Raw genomic sequence first — 20,047 nt, 5'->3', positions numbered from 1 at the left:
GTTTAATATAGTATATGACGGAATGCCTGTCATCTGCTATTATTAAAGTGTAATTGGAGACGTACCCAAGAGGTTGAAGGGTCCGCACTCGAAATGCGGTAGGTCGGGCAACCGGCGCGAGGGTTCAAATCCCTCCGTCTCCGTTATAACTTATATAGATCCTGGTCAGGAATAATATCCTGACCTTGTTTTGTATTATGGGGGTGATGATTTGGTAACATACGATCAGTTGACGGAGGCTGTCTCGTATTTGAGACATGCGATAGGAGATGTTCCTGATATAGCCTTTATCCTGGGCAGTGGTCTGGGACATATGGCGGACGTTATTGAGAACCCTGTGTATGTGGATTACGGAGATATTCCACATTTTCCTGTATCTACAGTAGCAGGACACAGAGGCCGCTTCGTATACGGATGTATCCACGGGAAAAAGGTCCTTATCATGCAGGGACGGGTCCATTATTATGAAGGATACGATATGAGCCAGGTTGTCATGCCTGTCCGTGTCATAGGTCTGCTTGGTGTAGATAAACTTCTGCTCACAAATGCTGCAGGCGGAATATCTGAGAAGCTTGAGCCGGGCGATATCATGATGATAAGTGATCACATTTCAACATTTGTACCATCGCCACTCATTTGCAGTTACTATAATAAATTGGGTGTGAGATTTCCCGATATGACACATGTCTACGATGTGGAGCTGAATAGCTATATCAGAGAAGCATTTGCTGAAAATGATATTGATTTCAGGTCGGGTGTATATATTCAGGTCACCGGTCCTCAGTATGAGACTCCTGCAGAGATAAGAATGTTTGCGGGAATGGGGGCAGATGCAGTTGGAATGAGCACTGTATGTGAAGCCATAGCTGCAAGACATATGGGAATGCGTGTCGCAGGTCTTTCCTCAATATGCAACAAAGCTGCAGGCCTCGGCGGAGAGCTTTCGCACGAGGAGATCATTGCGGCGGGCGATGAAGCGTCAGGAAGACTTGTTCGTATCATAGACTCATTTATACAGAAAATATAATTATGGAGATCATATATGGATGTAATATTGTACACTGATGGATCTGCCAGAGGCAATCCAAATGGACCTGGTGGATATGGTGCTGTTCTTCAGTTTATCGATGCAAAGGGACAGCTTCATGAGAGAGAATACAGCCAGGGATATATAAAGACAACAAACAATAGAATGGAGCTTATGGCGGCGATAGTCGGGCTTGAGGCTCTTATAAAGCCATGTAATGTGAAATTGTATTCAGATTCACAGTATCTGTGCAACGCATTTAACCAGCACTGGATAGAGGGCTGGATCAAAAAAGGCTGGAAGCGCGGCAAGAATGAACCGGTCAAAAACCGGGATCTGTGGGAACGTCTGCTTGCAGCAAAAGCACCACACAACGTGGAATTCCTGTGGGTCAAAGGTCATGCCGGCAACCCTGGAAATGAGAGATGTGACATGCTGGCAACAGCAGCCGCAGACGGCGATGGAAAAATAACTGATGAAGGTCTGGATCAGGCCTGAGTACGAGGAGATAAGACATGAAAAAGGCAGATTTCAGAAAACTGTTTGATGATAAGATACTTATACTTGATGGAGCCACAGGAACAAATCTTATGAATGCAGGCATGCCTCTTGGCGTGTGCCCCGAGAAATGGATACTTGAACATCCACAGATAATGTTTGACCTCCAGGTTGCATATCTGAACGCCGGCACAGATATTCTGTATGCTCCAACCTTTACATGTAACAGGATAAAACTCAACGAGTATGGGCTTGCCGATGACCTTGAGGACATGAACAGAAGACTTGTAGAATTGTCTAAGGAAGCGGTCAAGGCTGCAGGTCATGGCCTCGTGGCGGGCGATATCACCATGACCGGAGAGATGCTCTATCCTATGGGAAAACTGAAGTTTGAAGAGCTGGTCGACGTATATAAGGAACAGATAAAGGTCATAGACGAGAGTGGTTGTGACCTGCTTGTGGTCGAGACCATGATGAGCCTCGCTGAGACCAGAGCTGCGGTTATTGCGGCAAATGAAGTGTCAGATCTCCCTATAATCGCCAGCCTTACATTCAACGAGGATGGACGTACCCTGTATGGAACCGATCCTGTGACAGCAGTAAATGTTCTTCAGAATCTTGGAGTGGCAGCTATAGGTGTAAACTGTTCCACAGGCCCTGATAAGATGGTCGAGCTTGTTAGACAGATGAAGAGCATCGCATTTATCCCTGTATTTGCAAAGCCGAACGCCGGAATGCCGGAGCTTGTAAATGATAAAAGCGTATATCGGATGACCCCTGAGGAATTTGCTGAAGATATGAAGATGATAATCGAGGCCGGGGCCGGAATGGTTGGTGGCTGTTGCGGTACGAGACCTGAACACATAAAGGCTCTTGCTGATATGGCTTCCAAGATGCCTGTTCCTGAGATAAGTTCAGAGCATGTCAGATGTATATCATCTGAGCGTTCATCTCTCATAATAGATCTGGATGCTCCGTTTAAGGTTGTTGGAGAGAGAATCAACCCGACTGGAAAGAAGAAGCTTCAGGCTGAGCTCAGGGAGGGATCTCTTGAGCTTGTCATGAATATGGCCGAAGAGCAGGTAGATAAAGGCGCTTCAATACTTGATATCAATGTCGGTATGAATGGTATCGATGAGAGAGATATGATGCTTAAGGTAGTATATCAGGTATCGCAGGCTGTAAACCTTCCGTTATGCCTTGATTCCAGCTCACCAGAGGTACTTGAGGCGGCACTTCGTATCTATCCGGGACGTGCGCTTGTCAATTCAGTATCCCTTGAGAAGGTGAAGATGGAAGAGATACTGCCTCTTGTAAAGAAGTACGGAGCTATGTTTATTCTTCTTCCTCTGTCGGATAAGGGGCTTCCGGAGAGTCCACAGGAGAAGGAGGACATAATCAACACGGTGCTTGGCACTGCGTATGAGATGGGATTTACGAAGAATGATGTGGTTGTGGACGGACTTGTTGCAACGGTCGGTGCCCAGAAGGACGCTGCCATCAACTGCCTGAAAACCATAAACTACTGTTATAACAACGGACTTGCAACCATCTGTGGTCTGTCCAACATTTCATTTGGACTTCCTGAGAGAATGTTTGTAAATACAGCATTCCTCACCATGGCTATCTCTCGTGGACTTACGATGGCTATAGCAAATCCTTCCCAGACCATGCTCATGAATGCTGCATTTGCTTCTGATATGCTGCTTTTCAAGGAGGAGAGCGATGTCCGTTATATTGAGAATGTCAAACCTCTTGAGCTTGCCTCACCGGGAGCAGGTGCATCCGGCGGCAAAGCAGGATCTGATCTGGAGGGAAAAAGCCAGATATACATAGATGTTCTCAAGGGAAATAAGAGATCAATACTTGACGATGTACACGCTGTGCTTGACAGCGGAGCTGATCCCCAGTCCATCATAGATAACGATCTGATAGGTGCGATAAATGAGGTTGGACGACTCTTCGAGAAGAAAAAATATTTCCTGCCACAGCTCATATCAAGTGCTGAGACCATGGAGATGGCGATAGGTGTTATAAGTCCACTTGTTCTGAAGGACAAGGACAGCTCTGATATGCCTACCATAGTCGTGGCGACAGTTGAGGGCGATATACATGATATAGGTAAGAACCTCGTGGTTCTTATGCTCAGGAACTATGGATTTAATGTTATAGATCTCGGCAAGGATGTTCCTTGTGATGTGATAATACAAGCGGCAAAGGATAATAACGCCAGCATAATCGGACTGTCAGCCCTCATGACAACCACCATGGTCAAGATGAAGGATGTTGTTGAAGCTGTGAAGGAGAATGGCCTGGACAGTAAAGTTGTTATAGGCGGTGCAGTTATAACCGAGAGCTACGCCGAGGAGATCGGTGCGGATGGATATTCCGAGGATGCGGCAAACTGCGTGGTTGTAGTCAAGAATCTTCTGGGCATAGAGTAAATATTTGGAAAAATCCGGATATCTCACTATAAGTTTTGGGGTATTTGTAAATACACAACAAAAATTATCAGAAATAACAGATAAAAATAATTACAAAATTCACGTTATAAATTGACATTAAAGTGGTTTATAACTATAATAATTTAGTACATTTTAAAGAGACGAGTTGAAAGGTGGTACATATAGATGGGTAATATTGTTTTGTCACTGCTTGTTGACAACACATCGGGAGTTTTGAGCAGAGTGTCAGGACTGTTCAGTAGAAGAGGTTATAACATTGACAGTGTGACAGTAGGAGAGACTGAGAATCCCGCTTATTCCAGAATGACTGTTGCAGTTAGCGGCGATGAAGCCAGCCTTATCCAGATCAAGAAACAGCTCAACAAGCTTGAGGATGTAGTGGATATAGTGGAGCTTGAGCCTGGCAAGTCTGTATGCAGAGAGCTCGTTCTTGTCAAGGTTAAAGCGAATCCGTCCGAGAGAAAGGATATTATCTCGGTTGCAGATATTTTCAGAGCGAATATAGTTGACGTTTCCAAAGATTCGGTTATTATAGAACTTACGGGAACAACAACCAAGTGTGAGGCGTTCCTCAGACTGCTCGATGGACATGAGATAGTTGAGCTTGTACGCACAGGTCTCACAGGTCTCATCAGAGGTTAATACGTTTTTAATTATCCAAGTGGTAGTTAATATATAAGTCATTTTATACATATTTAGGAGGATTAAAGAAATGGCAGAAGCAAAGATTTATTATCAGCAGGATTGCAATCTTTCATTACTTGATGGAAAGACAATCGCAATCATAGGATATGGTAGTCAGGGTCATGCACATGCCCTCAACGCTAAGGAGTCAGGATGCAATGTCATCATCGGTCTTTACGAGGGAAGCAAGTCATGGGCTAAGGCTGAGGCACAGGGATTTAAGGTATACACAGCCGCTGAGGCTGCAAAGCAGGCTGATATAATTATGATTCTTATCAACGATGAGTTACAGGCAGATATGTACAAGAAGGATATCGAGCCAAACCTTGAGCCAGGTAACATGCTTATGTTCGCTCATGGTTTCAACATTCACTTCGGTTGTATCAAGCCACCAAAGGATGTTGACGTAACAATGATCGCTCCAAAGGCACCTGGACACACAGTACGTTCAGAGTACCAGGCAGGAAAGGGTACACCTTGTCTTGTTGCTGTAGAGCAGGATGCTACAGGTAAGGCACTTGACCTTGCACTTGCATATGCACTTGCAATCGGTGGAGCAAGAGCCGGCGTTCTTGAGACAACATTCAGAACAGAGACAGAGACAGACCTCTTCGGTGAGCAGGCAGTCCTTTGTGGTGGTGTTTGTGCACTTATGCAGGCTGGTTTCGAGACACTTTGCGAGGCTGGTTATGATCCAAGAAACGCATACTTCGAGTGTATCCATGAGATGAAGCTTATCGTAGACCTTATCTACCAGTCAGGATTCGCTGGAATGAGATATTCAATCTCTAACACAGCAGAGTACGGTGACTATATAACAGGTCCTAAGATCGTTACAGCAGAGACAAAGAAGGCTATGAAGCAGATCCTTAAGGACATCCAGGATGGTTCATTTGCTAAGGAGTTCCTCCTTGACATGTCACCAGCAGGACGTCAGGTTCACTTCAAGGCTATGAGAAAGCTTGCTTCAGAGCATCCATCAGAGAAGGTTGGAGAGCAGATCAGAGCACTTTATAGCTGGAACAACGAGTCAGACAAGCTTATCAACAACTAATTTCTGGTTATATATTTAAACGTATACACTTTACCCGGTAATTACTGCATGCAGTGGTTGCCGGGTATTTTTTTTGAGGACCGTATCCGCACTGGATACAGGCAGCCGCTATGATAACCAGTGCAGCAACACCTCATTTTACTTTGAATGGATTTTGTGATAGTATATATAAAGTATTGCGTTAGATTTGGAGGCGTATCGATATGGGTAAGCAGCTTACAAAAAAAGACATCGAAAAGATGGAACAGGAGATCGAATATAGAAAATGTGTAGTCAGGAAGGAGAAGCTTGAAGCCGTAAAGGAGGCCAGAGCTCAGGGGGATCTCAGTGAGAATTTCGAATATTATGCAGCAAAGAAAGACAAGAATGCCAATGAGCGAAGGATCAGATATCTGGACAGGCTTGTCAGGACTGCAGATATAATAGATGATACTTCAGCAGACGATGAGGTTGGAATTGATAACACGGTAACCGTTTATTTTGAGGATGACGACGAGGAGGAAACATACAGAGTTGTCACAAGCGTTCGTGCTGATGTGCTTGACGGAAGGGTGAGCAACGTATCACCTATAGGCAGGGCGATCATGGGACACAAGGTTGGCGACAGAGTCCAGGTCGTTCCAGAGAAAGGTGAACCGTATTATCTAGTCATAAGAAAGATTGAAAACACACAGGATGATGGATCATTTGAGATTAACTAGGTGGATCATATGAATTGTTTGGAAGCACAGTCAAAGATAATGGCGTTTATTGAGAATAAACTCCCTGACGATGAACTCAGAGAGTTTATTAAGCATGTCAGATCATGCAAAAACTGCTATGAAGAGCTGGATATCTATTACACGCTTATAGTTGGTATGAAACAACTGGACGAGTCTGATAATATATCTACAGATTTTAAGAATGCCCTGGATAAGCATCTTGAGGAAGAGATGAACAGACTTACCACGGTAAAGAGAATAGCAAATTCCACGATACTGGTCGGAATTGCAGCCGTTGTTGCCGGACTTATATGGTTGTACAGCGGTGCTCTTGACAAGGTCTACAACTATGAACAGAATTCCAAACTCAGTGAGCAACCTGAATACTATTATGCTGAATTCTTTGGCTCAAGACTTTTGGACGATTCCCGCTATGATCTCAGTGATATCGACAGATATTACGAAGAACAAAACAAAGTCAGGGATGAAAGTACGGAATTTATGCAGAATATCAAAAAATATAATGCAAATCATAAGGGTATCGAATAGTCAGAATACTCTATGGCGAGCGGTAAATAAGAGGAGGTTTTCATGCCAGATACAGGTAAAAAGATATTGATAATAGATGGACACAGCATACTTAACAGAGCTTTTTACGGGCTTCCGGATCTCACCAACTATGAGGGACTTCACACGAATGCTGTCCTCGGTTTTCTTAATATTATATTCAAGATAATCGACGAAGAGAATCCGACAAAAGTATGCGTGGCATTTGACGTTAAACAGCCTACATTCAGACATCTTGTGTACAAAGAGTATAAGGGCACAAGAAAGCCTATGCCGGATGAACTGCGGGAGCAGGTACCACTCATAAAAGAAGTCTTGACAGCGATGAACGTCACCATAGTTGAGAAGGGTGGTTATGAGGCTGATGACATTATAGGAACATTGTCAAGAGTTGCAGATTCTGCCGGATACAAAGTCGTGATAGTATCGGGTGACAGGGATCTTCTTCAGCTTGCAACAGACAATATCCTCGTCCGTATTCCGAAGACAAAAGCAGGCGGAACCACGATAGAGAACTATTACGCAGACGATGTGAAGGATCTCTACGGAGTTACACCAGTCCAGTTTATAGATATGAAGGGACTTATGGGAGATACGTCAGATAACATCCCAGGGGTTCCTGGAATAGGTGAAAAGACCGCCTCAAAGATCATTCAGCAGTGGGGATCTGTGGCAGGAGCTCTTGAACATATAGACGAGATCAAGCCTCCTAAAGCCCAGAAAAATCTTGCGGAGTTCTCAGAACAGGCAATAATGTCCAGAGAGCTTGCGGCGATCAAACTTGACTGTGAACTGGATTTCAAGCTTGAGGATACCACATATGAGAATGCGTTTAATGACAATTCATACAACATTTTCAAAAGACTGGAATTCAAGAGTCTCTTAAAGAAGTTTGACAACCAGCAGACTGTAAGTGAACTGAAACCGGATATAACAGTGGTAAATTCTACAGCCGACTTTGCTTATATTGAGGATGCTGCAAAGAAATCAGAAGCTGTCGGTGTATACGTTGCCCACAGTGATGACATGATGCTCGGCATAGCCATTGCCTGTGATTCAAAGAATGTGTATGTGATAAACTGTTCATCGGGTATAGATCCTGATGAGGCAGTCAAATTCATATACGATCTGAAGAATGCCGGAATCATCATATGCATGGAGGATCTTAAGAGCGCGCTGAAATATGTAGATTTTCATGAATGTGACACAAATGTACTTGATATAGGAGTGGCAGCATATCTCCTCAATCCGATGGAGGATTCATACGATTATGATGATGTCGCAAAGGAATATCTTGGCAACATACTTCCTTCTGAGAAGGAACTCATCGGCAAAGATGAATTGAATATATTTACATTTATAAGTGATAATTTCCTTGAAGTATTTTCGTACAAGGCGGTCGTTCCGCTCCTTGCAAAGGATATCGTCATGGATAAGCTTGCCAAAGAAGGCATGCTCGAATTGTACAATAAGGTTGAGCTCCCTACCGTTTACACCTTATACGACATGGAAAAACGCGGAATAAGAGTCGATAAGGCAGAGCTTGAGGAATACAGCAAAAAGCTTGAGAAGAGGATTCAGGAGCTTCACGATTCGATAATCGGTTACGCAGGAAAAGAGTTCAATATCAATTCTCCGAAGCAGCTTGGACCTATCCTTTTTGAAGATATGGGCATACCGGGCGGCAAAAAGACCAAGACGGGCTACTCAACAAGTGTGGATGTACTTGAAAAGGTCAAAAACGAACATCCTATCATCGGAGATATTCTGGAATACAGACAGCTCACAAAACTCAATTCCACATACGCAGTGGGACTTGTGAACTATATATCGGATGACGGACGTATTCACGGAACCTTTAACCAGACTATCACGGCAACCGGAAGAATAAGCTCAACAGAGCCTAACCTTCAGAATATACCTATGAAGCTGGAACTCGGAAGACTTATCAGAAAGGCATTTATCCCTAAGGAGGGATATATATTTGTAGATGCCGATTACTCACAGGTAGAGCTTCGTGTACTTGCCCATCTGTCGGGAGATGAGGTTATGAAGAATGCCTTTCTGAATAACGTGGATATTCATGCCACTACGGCATCTGAGGTGTTTGAGGTTCCGATTGGTGAAGTGACACCTCTCCAGAGACGGCATGCAAAGGCTGTCAACTTCGGAATCGTGTACGGAATCAGCGCATTTGGTCTGAGTGAGGATTTGGGTATATCCAGAAAAGAGGCTTCAGATTTCATTGCAAAGTATTACGACACCTATAAGAGTATAAAAGCGTATTTGGATGAACAGGTAGCCCACGCAAAGGAAAAAGGCTATGTGACGACCATGTTCGGAAGGATCAGGCCTATCCCTGAGCTGAAGTCATCCAACTTTATGCAGAGGAGTTTTGGCGAGAGGGTTGCCATGAATTCGCCTATACAGGGAACCGCTGCGGACATAATCAAGATCGCCATGGTGAGAGTTAATATGAAGCTCAAGGAGCTCGGACTGAAGTCACAGCTTATCCTGCAGATACACGATGAGCTTCTTATAGAAGCTGCCGAGGATGAAGTGGACATAGTGAAGAAGCTTCTCGTTGATGAGATGATGCATGCCGCAGATATGACCGTACCTCTTGAGGTGGGTGTTGCATCAGGAAATAACTGGTATGAGGCAAAATAATATGAAGATCATAGGAATAACTGGTGGTATTGGTTCTGGAAAAACTGCTGTGCTTGATATAATGCAGCGAGACTACGGAGCATTCATTATGGAGGCCGACGCCCTGGCTCACAGACTCATGGAACCGGGACAGATATCATACAATGACATAGTGGAACACTTTGGAAGAGATATTCTTGATGAAGACAGCAGAATCGACAGAGCAAAGCTTTCAGCGGTCGTTTTCAGCAATCAGAAGCAGCTCGATATCCTCAATTCCATAACCCACCCAAATGTAAAAAAGGCCATTCTTGAATCCATGGAGGAGCAGAAAAAGTCAGGATGCAGACTATACGTTCTTGAAGCTGCACTGCTTATCCAGGATGGGTATTTGGACATCTGCGATGAGATGTGGTATGTCTATGCAGACGTTTCAAAACGAATTGAACGTTTGTGTGCTTATCGCGGATTTACCGATGAAAAAGCAAGAAAAGTCATCGCTTCGCAGGATCCTGACAGCTATTATGAGGAAAATTGTTCAAAAAAGATAGACAATTCAGGTAATTTAGAAAAATTGAGAAACCAGCTTAAGCTGGCGATGGGAATTGAGTGTTAGATTTTTTTAGTTATTATCACGGATTGTACGGATAAAAAGACAATTTTTTTGGCTATTTCTATTGAGAATAATGGGGCAATGAGTTAAACTTTAACTATGTGTGTTTTCATTATTTCAAAGGGGGAAATAAACATGAAGTTTATTGATCAGTTAAAAGAAAAAGCCAAACAGAATAAGAAAACGATCGTACTGCCTGAGACATCAGACATGAGAACAATCGAGGCAGCCGGCAAGGTATTGGCAGAGGGCATTGCGAACATTATCCTGGTTGGAGACAAGGAAGATATCATGAGCAGAGCTGGTGATATCGATCTCAGCGGAGCATCATTTGTTGACCCTAAGAATTATGAGAAATTTGATGAATACGTGGATGCTTTTGTAGAGATGAGAAGAAAGAAGGGCATGACCGAGGCAAGAGCCAAGGAACTGCTTTTAACAAACCCATTATATTTTGGATGTATGATGGTTAAGCAGGATGATGCAGACGGTATGGTTGCCGGTGCGATCAACGCATCAGCAGATGTGCTCCGTGCAGCACTTCAGACACTGAAGACTGCTCCGGGAACAAGAATCGTATCAGCATTCTTCCTGGTTGTAGTTCCAGATTGTCAGTATGGTGCCAACGGAACATTTGTATTTGCAGATGCAGGACTCAATCAGAGCCCGTCAGCGTCAGAGCTTGCAGATATCGCAGAGCAGTCAGCGAAGTCATTTGAACTTCTGGTTGATGAGACACCTGTTGTGGCTATGCTGTCACATTCAACAAAGGGAAGCGCAAAGCATCCTGACGTTGACAAGGTTATTGAAGCTACAGAGATCGTTAACGCTGAGTTCCCTGACCTTCTGTGTGATGGTGAGCTTCAGTCAGATGCAGCACTCGTTCCTGAGGTTGCAGCATCAAAGGCACCTGGAAGCAAGGTTGCAGGACAAGCGAATGTTCTTGTGTTCCCTGATCTTGATGCAGCGAACATCGGATACAAGCTTGTACAGAGACTCGCAAAGGCTGATGCATATGGTCCTGTTACACAGGGTATTGCAAAGCCTGTAAACGACCTGTCAAGAGGCTGTGTTGCAGACGATATAGTTGGAGTTGTTGCCATAACAGCTATCCAGGCTCAGGCTCAGGAGGACGGCAGAATGAAGGTAACTCCAAAAGAGAGATAGTAAAAGATAATTTTTAAAGATGATTTATTTACACATAAGTTGTGCAGGAGGATTGAAATGAAGGTTCTTGTAATTAATTGTGGTAGTTCATCACTGAAGTATCAGCTTATTGATTCTGATACAGAGGCTGTTATAGCAAAAGGACTGTGTGAGAGGATCGGTATCGACGGAAAGCTCACACATCAGACCATGGGTAAGGATAAGTATACAGTGGATGCCGCTATGCCGGATCACAATGCTGCTGTAAAATTTGTTCTTGACGCTCTTCTTGATACAGATAAGGGAGCTATCGCTTCACTGTCAGAGATCGATGCTGTTGGACACAGAATAGTTCACGGCGGTGAGAAGTTTGCGAATTCAGTAGTTATAACAGACGAAGTAATGGCGGCCATAGAAGAGTGTAATGATCTTGCACCACTTCACAACCCTGCCAACCTCATTGGAATCAGAGCATGTCAGGCACATATGCCGGGTGTTCCTATGGTTGCGGTATTTGATACAGCGTTCCACCAGACCATGCCTGATAAAGCATATACATATGCAATACCTTACGAATATTACGAGAATTATAAGATAAGAAGATACGGTTTCCACGGAACAAGCCACAGCTTTGTATCCAAGAGACTGGCAGAGCTTATAGGCAGGGATATCAAAGATACCAAGCTTATCGTATGTCACCTTGGAAACGGATCAAGTATCACAGCAGTTGACGGCGGTAAGTCAGTGGACACTTCCATGGGACTCACACCTCTTGCAGGTCTTCCTATGGGCACAAGAAGCGGTGATATAGATCCTGCGATTCTTGAGTTCATTGCCGGCAAAGAGGGCAAGAGCGTTGAGGAGATAACAACTATTCTTAATAAGAAGTCAGGTGTATCAGGACTTTCAGGCGTATCAAGTGATTTCAGAGATCTTGACGCCGGCATGAAGGAAGGCAATGACAGATGCCGTCTTGCTCTCGATGTATTCTGCTACAGTGTCAAGAAATATATTGGAGCATATGCAGCCGCAATGGGAGGTCTTGATGCGATAGCGTTTACGGCAGGAATCGGAGAGAACAATCCATATGTAAGAAGAGTTTCAACAATGGATCTTTCATTCATGGGTATCGATATAGATGAGACTAAGAATGAGATCCGCGGCGAAGAGCAGAAGATCTCCACTGACGCTTCAAAGGTTCAGGTATGGGTAGTTCCTACAAACGAGGAGCTTGCCATTGCAAGAGAGACTGTAGAGCTTGTTACAAAATAAGTCTTCTGTATAACGACAGGATTCAGTTGACGGAATTGTATAAAAATTTTGCAATATTTTGTTGACAATAAATATCTGTATATGTATAATAGCAGATGTGCGATTTTTAGGAGATATTATGTTAATTGATTTATCTGAGATTTTATCCACTGAGGGATTGACTAAAAGCGTTGAAGTACATGTAGACTTTGATAGTTTCCAGTTTAAGGGAATGGACTACCGGATTGGACAGGCAGATGATTTTCAACTGAATCTGTCGAATGACGGCAAGAACAGAGTCAAGGTTACCGGAAGCACTGATGTTGTCATGGAGCTTGTGTGTGACAGATGTCTGGAGGAGTTTGAGAGAACTTTCCATATAGATATCGACACAGTTATTGATACTTCCGTTTTGGATTCTGATAAGGTAGATGAGATAGATGAGTTAAGCTATTTTGAAGACTGTAATATCGATATGGACGCACTGTTGAAAAAGGAACTGATGGGTTTAGTTCCAATACAGATTCTGTGCAGGGATGACTGCAAGGGACTCTGTAAGGTGTGTGGAACGAATCTGAATCATGGTACATGTAACTGTGATGATTTTGTTCCTGATCCGAGATTATCAGTTTTTAATGACATCTTAAAGAATTGAGGAGGTGTGAATAATGTCAATTTGTCCAAAGAATAAGAGCTCAAAGGCTAGAAGAGATAAGAGAAGAGCTAACTGGAAGATGTCTGCACCAGCATTAGTTAAGTGCAGCAAGTGTGGCGAGTTAATGGTTCCACACAGAGTTTGTAAGAACTGCGGTTCATACAACAAGAAAGAGATTATCTCAGTTGCTGAGTAATTTCCAGTTCTCACTCGGTATTTGAGTAGTAGAATAAACAAGACCTTTCTTATTTTTATAATAAGGAAGGTCTTTTTTCGTGCACATATATACATGGTGGTTTGTATATTTGTACTGAAATATTTGACTTTGACAATTCAGAAATATATAATGACCTTGTGCGTTTGCACCTAAAAATAATTATATGGTGGGATATCCCATAATACACGTAAGATAGGAGAGTTTTGATATGGGCGATACAAGAATTGTAGTAGATGCTATGGGCGGAGATTATGCACCGGAGTGGATCATAAGAGGTGCTGTAGAAGCTGTGAACGAAGGGGCAAAGGCTCATATAATTCTCACTGGAAAAGAGGCTGTCATAAAGGGTGAGCTTGCAAAATACACATATGACACCTCCAAGATAGAGATAAAGAACTGTACTGAGGAGATCACATGTCACGATGCACCTGTTCAGGCAATCAGAAGCAAGAAAGACTCATCACTTACAGTTGGAATGAATATGGTAAAAAGTGGAGAGGCTGACGCAATAATCTCAGCCGGAAGCTCAGGAGCCATCCTTGCAGGAGGACAGCTTATCGTCGGAAGATCCAAAGGTGTGAAGAGATCACCTCTGGCACCACTCATCCCTACGACCAAGGGATATTCACTTCTTATTGACTGCGGTGCTAATGTAGATGCGAGACCTGAGCATCTGCTTCAGTTTGCAAAGATGGGTTCCATATATATGGAGAACATCGAGAAGATCGAGAAGCCAAGAGTAGCCATCGTCAATATTGGTGACGAGGAGGAGAAGGGTAACGCCCTCGTAAAGGAGACATACCCACTGCTCAAGGAATGTAAGGACATCAATTTTGTTGGAAGTATAGAAGCTCGTGAGATTCCAAATGGTGCTGCAGATGTCATCGTATGTGAAGCATTTGTGGGAAATGTTATCCTCAAGCTGTACGAGGGACTTGCAAAAATGCTGCTTGGAGAGATCAAGAAAGCGGTCATGTCTTCATTCAAGTCAAAGATCGGCGGTGCACTTATAAAGGATTCCCTCGGAGAGCTCAAGGAGAGATTCAACGCCAAGACAAAGGGTGGAGCACCTCTTCTTGGACTTAAGGGACTCGTAGTAAAGATCCACGGCAACTCACACAACGAAGAAGTTAAGAGTGCAATATTCCAGTGCATCAACTTCAGTGAGACCGGAGTAAACGCCAAGATTGCTGAAAAGCTGAGTGAGGAGCAGGCATAATGAAGAAGGATTATGGTGAGCTTGAAAAAAGAATAGGATACGAATTCAAGGATATAAGACTTCTGATAACGGCTCTGACACACACGTCATTTGCAAATGAGCTTAAGGTTAATAAAACTGAGTCATATGAGAGACTTGAGTTTCTCGGGGATGCCATCCTTGAGTATATTGTGAGTGACTATCTCTTCCGCAAGAAGAGAGAATATGAGGAGGGAAAACTCACAAAGCTGAGGGCAAGTCTTGTATGCGAATTTACTCTTTCACAGATATCCGAGAGTCTTGGATATGGCAAATTTGTCCTTCTTAGCAAGGGTGAAGCCCAGACAGGCGGAAGGACAAGGAAATCCATTCTGTGTGATCTCTTTGAATCCGTTCTCGGTGCGATGTATCTTGATGGCGGAATGGATGTCGCCAAGAAGTTTGTCCATCAGTTCCTGCTGGATGACGTTGAGACAAAATCATTGTTCTACGATGCAAAGTCAACCCTTCAGGAATTCTGCCAGAAGAATGGAAAAGAATTAAAGTATGAGCTCATAGAGGAGAAGGGGCCTGAACATAACAAGATATTTGTATCGGATGCCATGATAGATGGCCAGGCTACAGCCAGAGGTGAGGGTTCAAACAGAAAAAACTCCGAACAGATGGCTGCATACAAAACATTGTTACAATTAAGAAAAAAGCAGGATTAATTTATGTATTTAAAGAGTATAGAGGTAAATGGCTTCAAGTCATTTGCAAACAAGATAGTATTCAAATTCAATCACGGAATAACCTGTATCGTTGGACCTAATGGTTCGGGTAAGAGCAATGTAGCGGATGCAGTGAGATGGGTTCTGGGTGAACAGAGTGCCAAGAGTCTCCGTGGTTCCAAGATGGAGGATGTCATTTTCTCGGGAACACAGCTCAGAAAGCCGCAGGGCTCCGCATATGTTGCCATAACTCTTGACAACAGCGATCACAGCCTTCCTATAGATTATAATGAAGTCACAGTTGCAAGACGAGTATACAGATCAGGAGAGTCTGAATATCTGATTAACGGTACTGTCAGCAGACTGAAGGATGTATATTCTCTCTTCTTTGACACCGGTATCGGTAAGGAGGGTTATTCAATCATCGGACAGGGCCAGATCGAGAAGATCCTCAATGGTAAACCTGAGGAGAGACGAGAGCTTTTTGACGAGGCTGCCGGAATCGTAAAGTTCAAGAAGAACAAGGCTGCTGCGGAGAAATCACTTGAAGCAGAGAGGGACAATCTCAGCCGTGTCAACGACATTCTCAAGGAGCTTGAAAAACAGGTCGGACCACTCAAGGAGCAGTCTGAGACCGCAAGGAAATACCTGGCATTTAAAAATGAATTAAAAAAACTCGATGTGAATGCATTCCTTCTCGAGACAGAGAAACTTAAAACAGCTCTCGAGGAAGATCAGAACAGGCTCACTATCGTAAACGATGATATAGATGAGAGCAAGCAGGCGTATGAACAGACAAAGGAAGAATACGACCAGATAGAGACTGCTATAGAGCAGCTCAATTCCATAATTGAGTCATCTAAAAACGAGATTCATGAGAACAGGCTTGCAAAAGAGCGTGCTGAAGGTGAGATAAATGTTATCAACCAGCAGATAATCACACTCAAAATGAACGATCAGAACATACATGATCAGATAGACCGAATCAACAGCCAGATCGAGTCCGGCGAGGAAGAACTCGCAGATTACACATCCCAGAAAGATGAACTGGATGACTCTATCTCAGAAGTTGAACAGGCACTTAAAACAGCCCAGAAGGAAAGCTCCGACATGACCTCCTACATAGAGACCTGCCAGCAGGAGATTGAGAGCTGCAAGGCTGACATCATAGAATATATGCATGAGAGCGGTAATCTCCAGGCAAAGGTCGGAAGATATGACGCCATGCTGGAGAATATCAACTTTAGAAAGACACAGCTCAACCAGAGACTTCTGCAGTTTAAGAGCGACGATGCCGGGGACAAGAAGGAATATGAGTCACTGTCATCACAGCTTGCCGAACTTGAGGCGGGAGTAAAGGTCATTCTCGCGGGATTGGACAGTGCAACCGATCAGCTTGCCCAGAATCAGAATAGAAACAAAACTAACCGTGAGCTGATCCACAACACCAACGAGAAGCTTTCGGCCACAGAGTCCAAGATGGAGGCTCTCAGAAATATAACTGAGAGATACGACGGATACGGCAACAGTATCAGACGAGTCATGGAACAGAAACAGTGGAATCCGGGCATAATAGGCGTTGTTGCGGACATAATCACGGTAAATCAGAAGTACGAGGTCGCTGTGGAGACTGCCCTTGGCGGAAGTATACAGAACATTGTCACTGAGGACGATGCCACTGCCAAGAGAATGATCTCATATCTGAAGACCAACAGACTCGGACGTGCAACATTTCTTCCGCTTAACACCATAACAGACCGCGGTTCCGTCAGAAATGATGTGCTCAGGGAAAAAGGAGTCATAGGAGTTGCATCAGATCTTGTTGAGGTCGATTCCAAATTCAACACGCTGGTAAAGAACCTTTTAGGCAGGATCATAGTTGTCGACAATATCGATAATGCCCTGGCGGTAGCGCGTAAGAACAATCAGTCGCTCAGACTTGTCACCATAGAGGGAGAACTGATAAATCCGGGCGGATCAATGACCGGAGGTGCATTCAGGAATTCCAGTAACCTTCTCGGAAGAAAGAGAGAACTGGATGAACTCAAGGAGCAAATCGATAACCTGAAATCAACAGCGTCAAAGGCTGCGGCTCTCGACGCACAACTTAAGACTTCAAGAGATCAGCTCAGACAGGATATAGACAAATACAACTCCGAACTGCAGCAGGCATATCTGAAAAAGAATACTCTGACCATGAGTATTGACCAGGTCAAAGAAAAACTTGCCGAATCTGAAAGAGTATTTGTCTCGATCGAGAAAGAGGTAGCAGAGCTCAATAATCAGATAACGGAGATAAACAACAATAAGGATTCTCTTGCCGACAACAACAAAAAGCATGAAGCCATGAGGCTTGAAGCTGAGGCAAGAGTGGAAGAACTTGAGGGACAGGGACAGGAGAACAAGGATAAGCTCACCGCTGCAAACTCAAGGGTATCTGAGCTTATGATTAAGTTTAATTCCGTCAAGCAGAAAGAGGACTTCATTGTAGAAAATATCCGAAGAATAAATATGGATATCGAAAAATACAAGGAAGAACTTGAGGGCTTTACAAGCCGCGTGGAGTCATCATTCAGTGAGATCACAGAGCTGGAAGACAGAATAGCTGCTATAAAGACAGATATCGCAAGCAGAACCGGAAGTATCGCTTACAACGAGGACAAGGTAAACGAATTCTCAGTCAAGAGAGAGGAATTACAGCAGAGCCACAAGGAATTCTTTGCCAGACGAGAAGAACTTTCCGAAAAGATTGCAGGACTCGAGAAGGACTCATACAAGCTCACATCGATAATCGAGAAGAACACTGAGAAAGCAGACGAACTCAGCAACTATATGTGGGAGGAGTATGAGCTTACATACAGCAGTGCCCAGGAACTCAAGGACGATAATCTTCCTGAACTGCCGGCACTAAAGAAGGAGATCGTTGCAGTAAAGGCCAAGATCAAATCCCTTGGAGATGTCAATGTCAATGCCATAGATGACTACAAAGAAGTCTCTGAGAGATACGAATTTCTCAAGGGACAGCATGACGATATAGTCAGTGCGGAGACCAACCTTGTAAATATCATTGCGGAGCTTGAAAAATCAATGCAGGAGCAGTTTGCCGAGAAGTTCAAGGAGATACAGGTCATGTTCGACAAGGTATTCAAGGAGCTGTTCGGTGGTGGACGTGGTGCACTTGAGCTGGTTGATACCGAGGATCTTCTTGAAACAGGTATCAGGATCATAGCACAGCCACCAGGAAAGAAGCTCCAGAATATGATGCAGTTGTCAGGTGGAGAGAAGTCCCTCACCGCCATAGCACTGTTATTTGCAATTCAGAGTCTGAAGCCATCACCTTTCTGTCTGCTGGACGAGATAGAGGCGGCTCTTGACGACTCGAACGTAAGAAGATTTGCACAGTATCTCAACAGGCTTACAAAGGATACGCAGTTCATAGTTATATCACACAGAAAGGGAACCATGGAGGCTGCTGATATCCTGTACGGTATAACCATGCAGGAGAAGGGTGTATCTACCCTCGTATCAGTCAACCTTATTGAGAACGATCTGGATAAATAACAATAGAAGATATTAAACAGGAGGTATGTCATGGCAGAGGAAAAAGAGAAAAAAGGATTTTTTGCGAGACTTAAGGCAGGTCTTGCAAAGACAAGAGATAATATAGTAGAAAGCTTTACAGATGTATTCGGTGCATCCCATATAGATGATGATTTCTATGAGAATCTTGAAGAGACATTTATCATGGCTGATATGGGATATGAGACGACTGAGAAGGTTATAGAGGGACTTAAGCAGAAGGTTGAGGATTCACACATCAAAGAACCTGCTGCCTGCAAGGAACTTGTGATCAATATAATCAAGAACCAGATGTCTGTGGACGATTCAGCGTACGACTTCGAGAATAAGAAGTCCGTTGTGCTGGTCATCGGGGTAAATGGTGTCGGCAAGACAACGACCATCGGAAAGCTTGCTGCCCAGTACCGCCAGAGAGGCAAGAAGGTTCTCATGGCTGCTGCCGATACATTCAGAGCTGCCGCCATAGATCAGTTAAAGACCTGGGCTGACAGGGCACAGGTTGATATAATTTCACACAATGAGGGCGCTGATCCCGCTGCAGTTGTATACGACGCAGTGGCTGCCGCCAAGGCAAGAGATACGGATATCCTTCTCGTTGATACAGCGGGAAGACTTCACAACAAGAAGAATCTCATGGACGAGCTTGCAAAGATGAGAAGGATCATCACAAGGGATTATCCGGAGGCAAATGTTGAGGCGCTCATAGTTCTGGACGGAACAACAGGTCAGAATGCCCTTGAACAGGCAAGACAGTTCAGCAATGTAACTGAGCTTGACGGTATAGTTATCACCAAGCTTGACGGAACTGCCAAGGGTGGTATTGCGATAGCGATCCAGGCAGAGCTTGACGTACCGGTCAAGTTTATCGGAGTTGGTGAGAAGATCGGTGATCTCCAGAGATTTGACCCTCAGGAATATGTCAACGCATTGTTCGCAGATTTTGACGAGGACAGATCCGAGATCGATATGCTCATCGGCGATGACATGTAATACTACGGCATATATAATGATCATATGTATGTCAATATACTTA

General features: G+C 43.9%; 17 protein-coding genes and 1 tRNA gene. All 18 read left to right on the top strand.

Annotated elements, in window-relative coordinates; translation table 11 throughout:
* The first annotated feature begins 55 nt into the window (after positions 1-55).
* The 18 genes from AB5150_RS00695 to ftsY all read left to right on the top strand — a co-directional run bounded on the left by AB5150_RS00695 (position 56) and on the right by ftsY (position 20,004).
* A tRNA-Ser gene (locus AB5150_RS00695) sits at positions 56-143 on the top strand.
* Between the two features lie 68 nt (positions 144-211).
* Positions 212-1,027, top strand: a complete 816-nt coding sequence (locus tag AB5150_RS00690; RefSeq protein ID WP_368291043.1) for a purine-nucleoside phosphorylase — start codon at positions 212-214, stop codon at positions 1,025-1,027.
* Positions 1,028-1,042: 15 nt separating this feature from the next.
* Positions 1,043-1,525, top strand: a complete 483-nt coding sequence (gene rnhA, locus AB5150_RS00685) for a ribonuclease HI (protein WP_022216442.1) — start codon at positions 1,043-1,045, stop codon at positions 1,523-1,525.
* Between the two features lie 17 nt (positions 1,526-1,542).
* The gene (locus AB5150_RS00680) at positions 1,543-3,969 is read left to right on the top strand and encodes a homocysteine S-methyltransferase family protein (RefSeq protein ID WP_055272971.1); all 2,427 of its coding nucleotides are present in this window, start codon (positions 1,543-1,545) and stop codon (positions 3,967-3,969) included.
* A gap of 186 nt (positions 3,970-4,155) precedes the next feature.
* Positions 4,156-4,632 (top strand): acetolactate synthase small subunit, encoded by a 477-nt coding sequence (gene ilvN / locus AB5150_RS00675; RefSeq protein WP_015534958.1) that lies wholly within the window; start codon positions 4,156-4,158, stop codon positions 4,630-4,632.
* 70 nt (positions 4,633-4,702) lie between these two features.
* Positions 4,703-5,728, top strand: a complete 1,026-nt coding sequence (gene ilvC, locus AB5150_RS00670; RefSeq protein WP_015534957.1) for a ketol-acid reductoisomerase — start codon at positions 4,703-4,705, stop codon at positions 5,726-5,728.
* A 203-nt stretch (positions 5,729-5,931) separates the two neighbouring features.
* Positions 5,932-6,429, top strand: a complete 498-nt coding sequence (gene greA / locus AB5150_RS00665; RefSeq protein WP_015534956.1) for a transcription elongation factor GreA — start codon at positions 5,932-5,934, stop codon at positions 6,427-6,429.
* A gap of 9 nt (positions 6,430-6,438) precedes the next feature.
* A complete protein-coding gene (locus AB5150_RS00660) occupies positions 6,439-6,978 on the top strand; it encodes an anti-sigma factor (protein ID WP_022216444.1) in 540 nt (179 codons plus the stop codon).
* A gap of 42 nt (positions 6,979-7,020) precedes the next feature.
* Complete coding sequence (gene polA, locus AB5150_RS00655; RefSeq protein ID WP_368291040.1) at positions 7,021-9,666, top strand: DNA polymerase I; 2,646 nt, start codon at positions 7,021-7,023, stop codon at positions 9,664-9,666.
* Positions 9,653-10,261 (top strand): dephospho-CoA kinase, encoded by a 609-nt coding sequence (gene coaE, locus AB5150_RS00650; protein WP_368291039.1) that lies wholly within the window; start codon positions 9,653-9,655, stop codon positions 10,259-10,261. Before polA ends, coaE begins: the two co-directional genes overlap by 14 nt.
* A gap of 132 nt (positions 10,262-10,393) precedes the next feature.
* Positions 10,394-11,425: a phosphate acetyltransferase gene (gene pta, locus AB5150_RS00645; protein WP_015534954.1), complete on the top strand. Its 1,032-nt coding sequence runs from the start codon at positions 10,394-10,396 to the stop codon at positions 11,423-11,425.
* A 57-nt stretch (positions 11,426-11,482) separates the two neighbouring features.
* Positions 11,483-12,676 carry an acetate/propionate family kinase gene (locus AB5150_RS00640; protein WP_117548948.1) on the top strand — a complete coding sequence of 398 codons (1,194 nt, stop codon included), beginning with the start codon at positions 11,483-11,485 and terminating at the stop codon, positions 12,674-12,676.
* A gap of 118 nt (positions 12,677-12,794) precedes the next feature.
* A complete protein-coding gene (locus tag AB5150_RS00635) occupies positions 12,795-13,310 on the top strand; it encodes a DUF177 domain-containing protein (protein WP_015534953.1) in 516 nt (171 codons plus the stop codon).
* A 13-nt stretch (positions 13,311-13,323) separates the two neighbouring features.
* Positions 13,324-13,506: a 50S ribosomal protein L32 gene (rpmF, locus tag AB5150_RS00630; RefSeq protein WP_004850916.1), complete on the top strand. Its 183-nt coding sequence runs from the start codon at positions 13,324-13,326 to the stop codon at positions 13,504-13,506.
* Positions 13,507-13,735: 229 nt separating this feature from the next.
* On the top strand, positions 13,736-14,746 hold the full coding sequence (gene plsX, locus AB5150_RS00625; RefSeq protein WP_022216447.1) for a phosphate acyltransferase PlsX: 1,011 nt from the start codon (positions 13,736-13,738) through the stop codon (positions 14,744-14,746).
* A complete protein-coding gene (rnc, locus tag AB5150_RS00620; protein ID WP_022216448.1) occupies positions 14,746-15,435 on the top strand; it encodes a ribonuclease III in 690 nt (229 codons plus the stop codon). Before plsX ends, rnc begins: the two co-directional genes overlap by 1 nt.
* Before the next feature lie 3 nt (positions 15,436-15,438).
* Entirely contained in the window at positions 15,439-18,996 is a 3,558-nt protein-coding gene (smc, locus tag AB5150_RS00615) for a chromosome segregation protein SMC (RefSeq protein ID WP_368291036.1), read from the top strand.
* Between the two features lie 30 nt (positions 18,997-19,026).
* Positions 19,027-20,004, top strand: coding sequence for a signal recognition particle-docking protein FtsY (gene ftsY / locus AB5150_RS00610; RefSeq protein ID WP_022216450.1), 978 nt, complete (start codon positions 19,027-19,029; stop codon positions 20,002-20,004).
* Positions 20,005-20,047 lie beyond the last annotated feature (43 nt).

The organism is Coprococcus sp. RTP21281st1_F1_RTP21281_210402 (genome assembly GCF_040915325.1).
GTDB classification, from domain to species: domain Bacteria; phylum Bacillota; class Clostridia; order Lachnospirales; family Lachnospiraceae; genus Coprococcus; species Coprococcus aceti.
Note: the sequence above shows the minus strand (reverse complement) of the source record. Positions and strands in the feature narration are given on the sequence as shown.

What these genes read in the sequence shown, in the direction of transcription:
- ilvN (WP_015534958.1), top strand. Translation starts at nt 4,156, where the DNA reads ATGGGTAATATTGTTTTGTCACTGCTTGTTGACAACACATCGGGAGTT.
- AB5150_RS00680 (WP_055272971.1), top strand. Translation starts at nt 1,543, where the DNA reads ATGAAAAAGGCAGATTTCAGAAAACTGTTTGATGATAAGATACTTATA.
- rpmF (WP_004850916.1), top strand. Translation starts at nt 13,324, where the DNA reads ATGTCAATTTGTCCAAAGAATAAGAGCTCAAAGGCTAGAAGAGATAAG.
- AB5150_RS00640 (WP_117548948.1), top strand. Translation starts at nt 11,483, where the DNA reads ATGAAGGTTCTTGTAATTAATTGTGGTAGTTCATCACTGAAGTATCAG.
- coaE (WP_368291039.1), top strand. Translation starts at nt 9,653, where the DNA reads ATGAGGCAAAATAATATGAAGATCATAGGAATAACTGGTGGTATTGGT.
- ilvC (WP_015534957.1), top strand. Translation starts at nt 4,703, where the DNA reads ATGGCAGAAGCAAAGATTTATTATCAGCAGGATTGCAATCTTTCATTA.
- polA (WP_368291040.1), top strand. Translation starts at nt 7,021, where the DNA reads ATGCCAGATACAGGTAAAAAGATATTGATAATAGATGGACACAGCATA.
- greA (WP_015534956.1), top strand. Translation starts at nt 5,932, where the DNA reads ATGGGTAAGCAGCTTACAAAAAAAGACATCGAAAAGATGGAACAGGAG.
- plsX (WP_022216447.1), top strand. Translation starts at nt 13,736, where the DNA reads ATGGGCGATACAAGAATTGTAGTAGATGCTATGGGCGGAGATTATGCA.
- AB5150_RS00660 (WP_022216444.1), top strand. Translation starts at nt 6,439, where the DNA reads ATGAATTGTTTGGAAGCACAGTCAAAGATAATGGCGTTTATTGAGAAT.
- pta (WP_015534954.1), top strand. Translation starts at nt 10,394, where the DNA reads ATGAAGTTTATTGATCAGTTAAAAGAAAAAGCCAAACAGAATAAGAAA.
- smc (WP_368291036.1), top strand. Translation starts at nt 15,439, where the DNA reads ATGTATTTAAAGAGTATAGAGGTAAATGGCTTCAAGTCATTTGCAAAC.
- rnc (WP_022216448.1), top strand. Translation starts at nt 14,746, where the DNA reads ATGAAGAAGGATTATGGTGAGCTTGAAAAAAGAATAGGATACGAATTC.
- rnhA (WP_022216442.1), top strand. Translation starts at nt 1,043, where the DNA reads ATGGATGTAATATTGTACACTGATGGATCTGCCAGAGGCAATCCAAAT.
- ftsY (WP_022216450.1), top strand. Translation starts at nt 19,027, where the DNA reads ATGGCAGAGGAAAAAGAGAAAAAAGGATTTTTTGCGAGACTTAAGGCA.
- AB5150_RS00635 (WP_015534953.1), top strand. Translation starts at nt 12,795, where the DNA reads ATGTTAATTGATTTATCTGAGATTTTATCCACTGAGGGATTGACTAAA.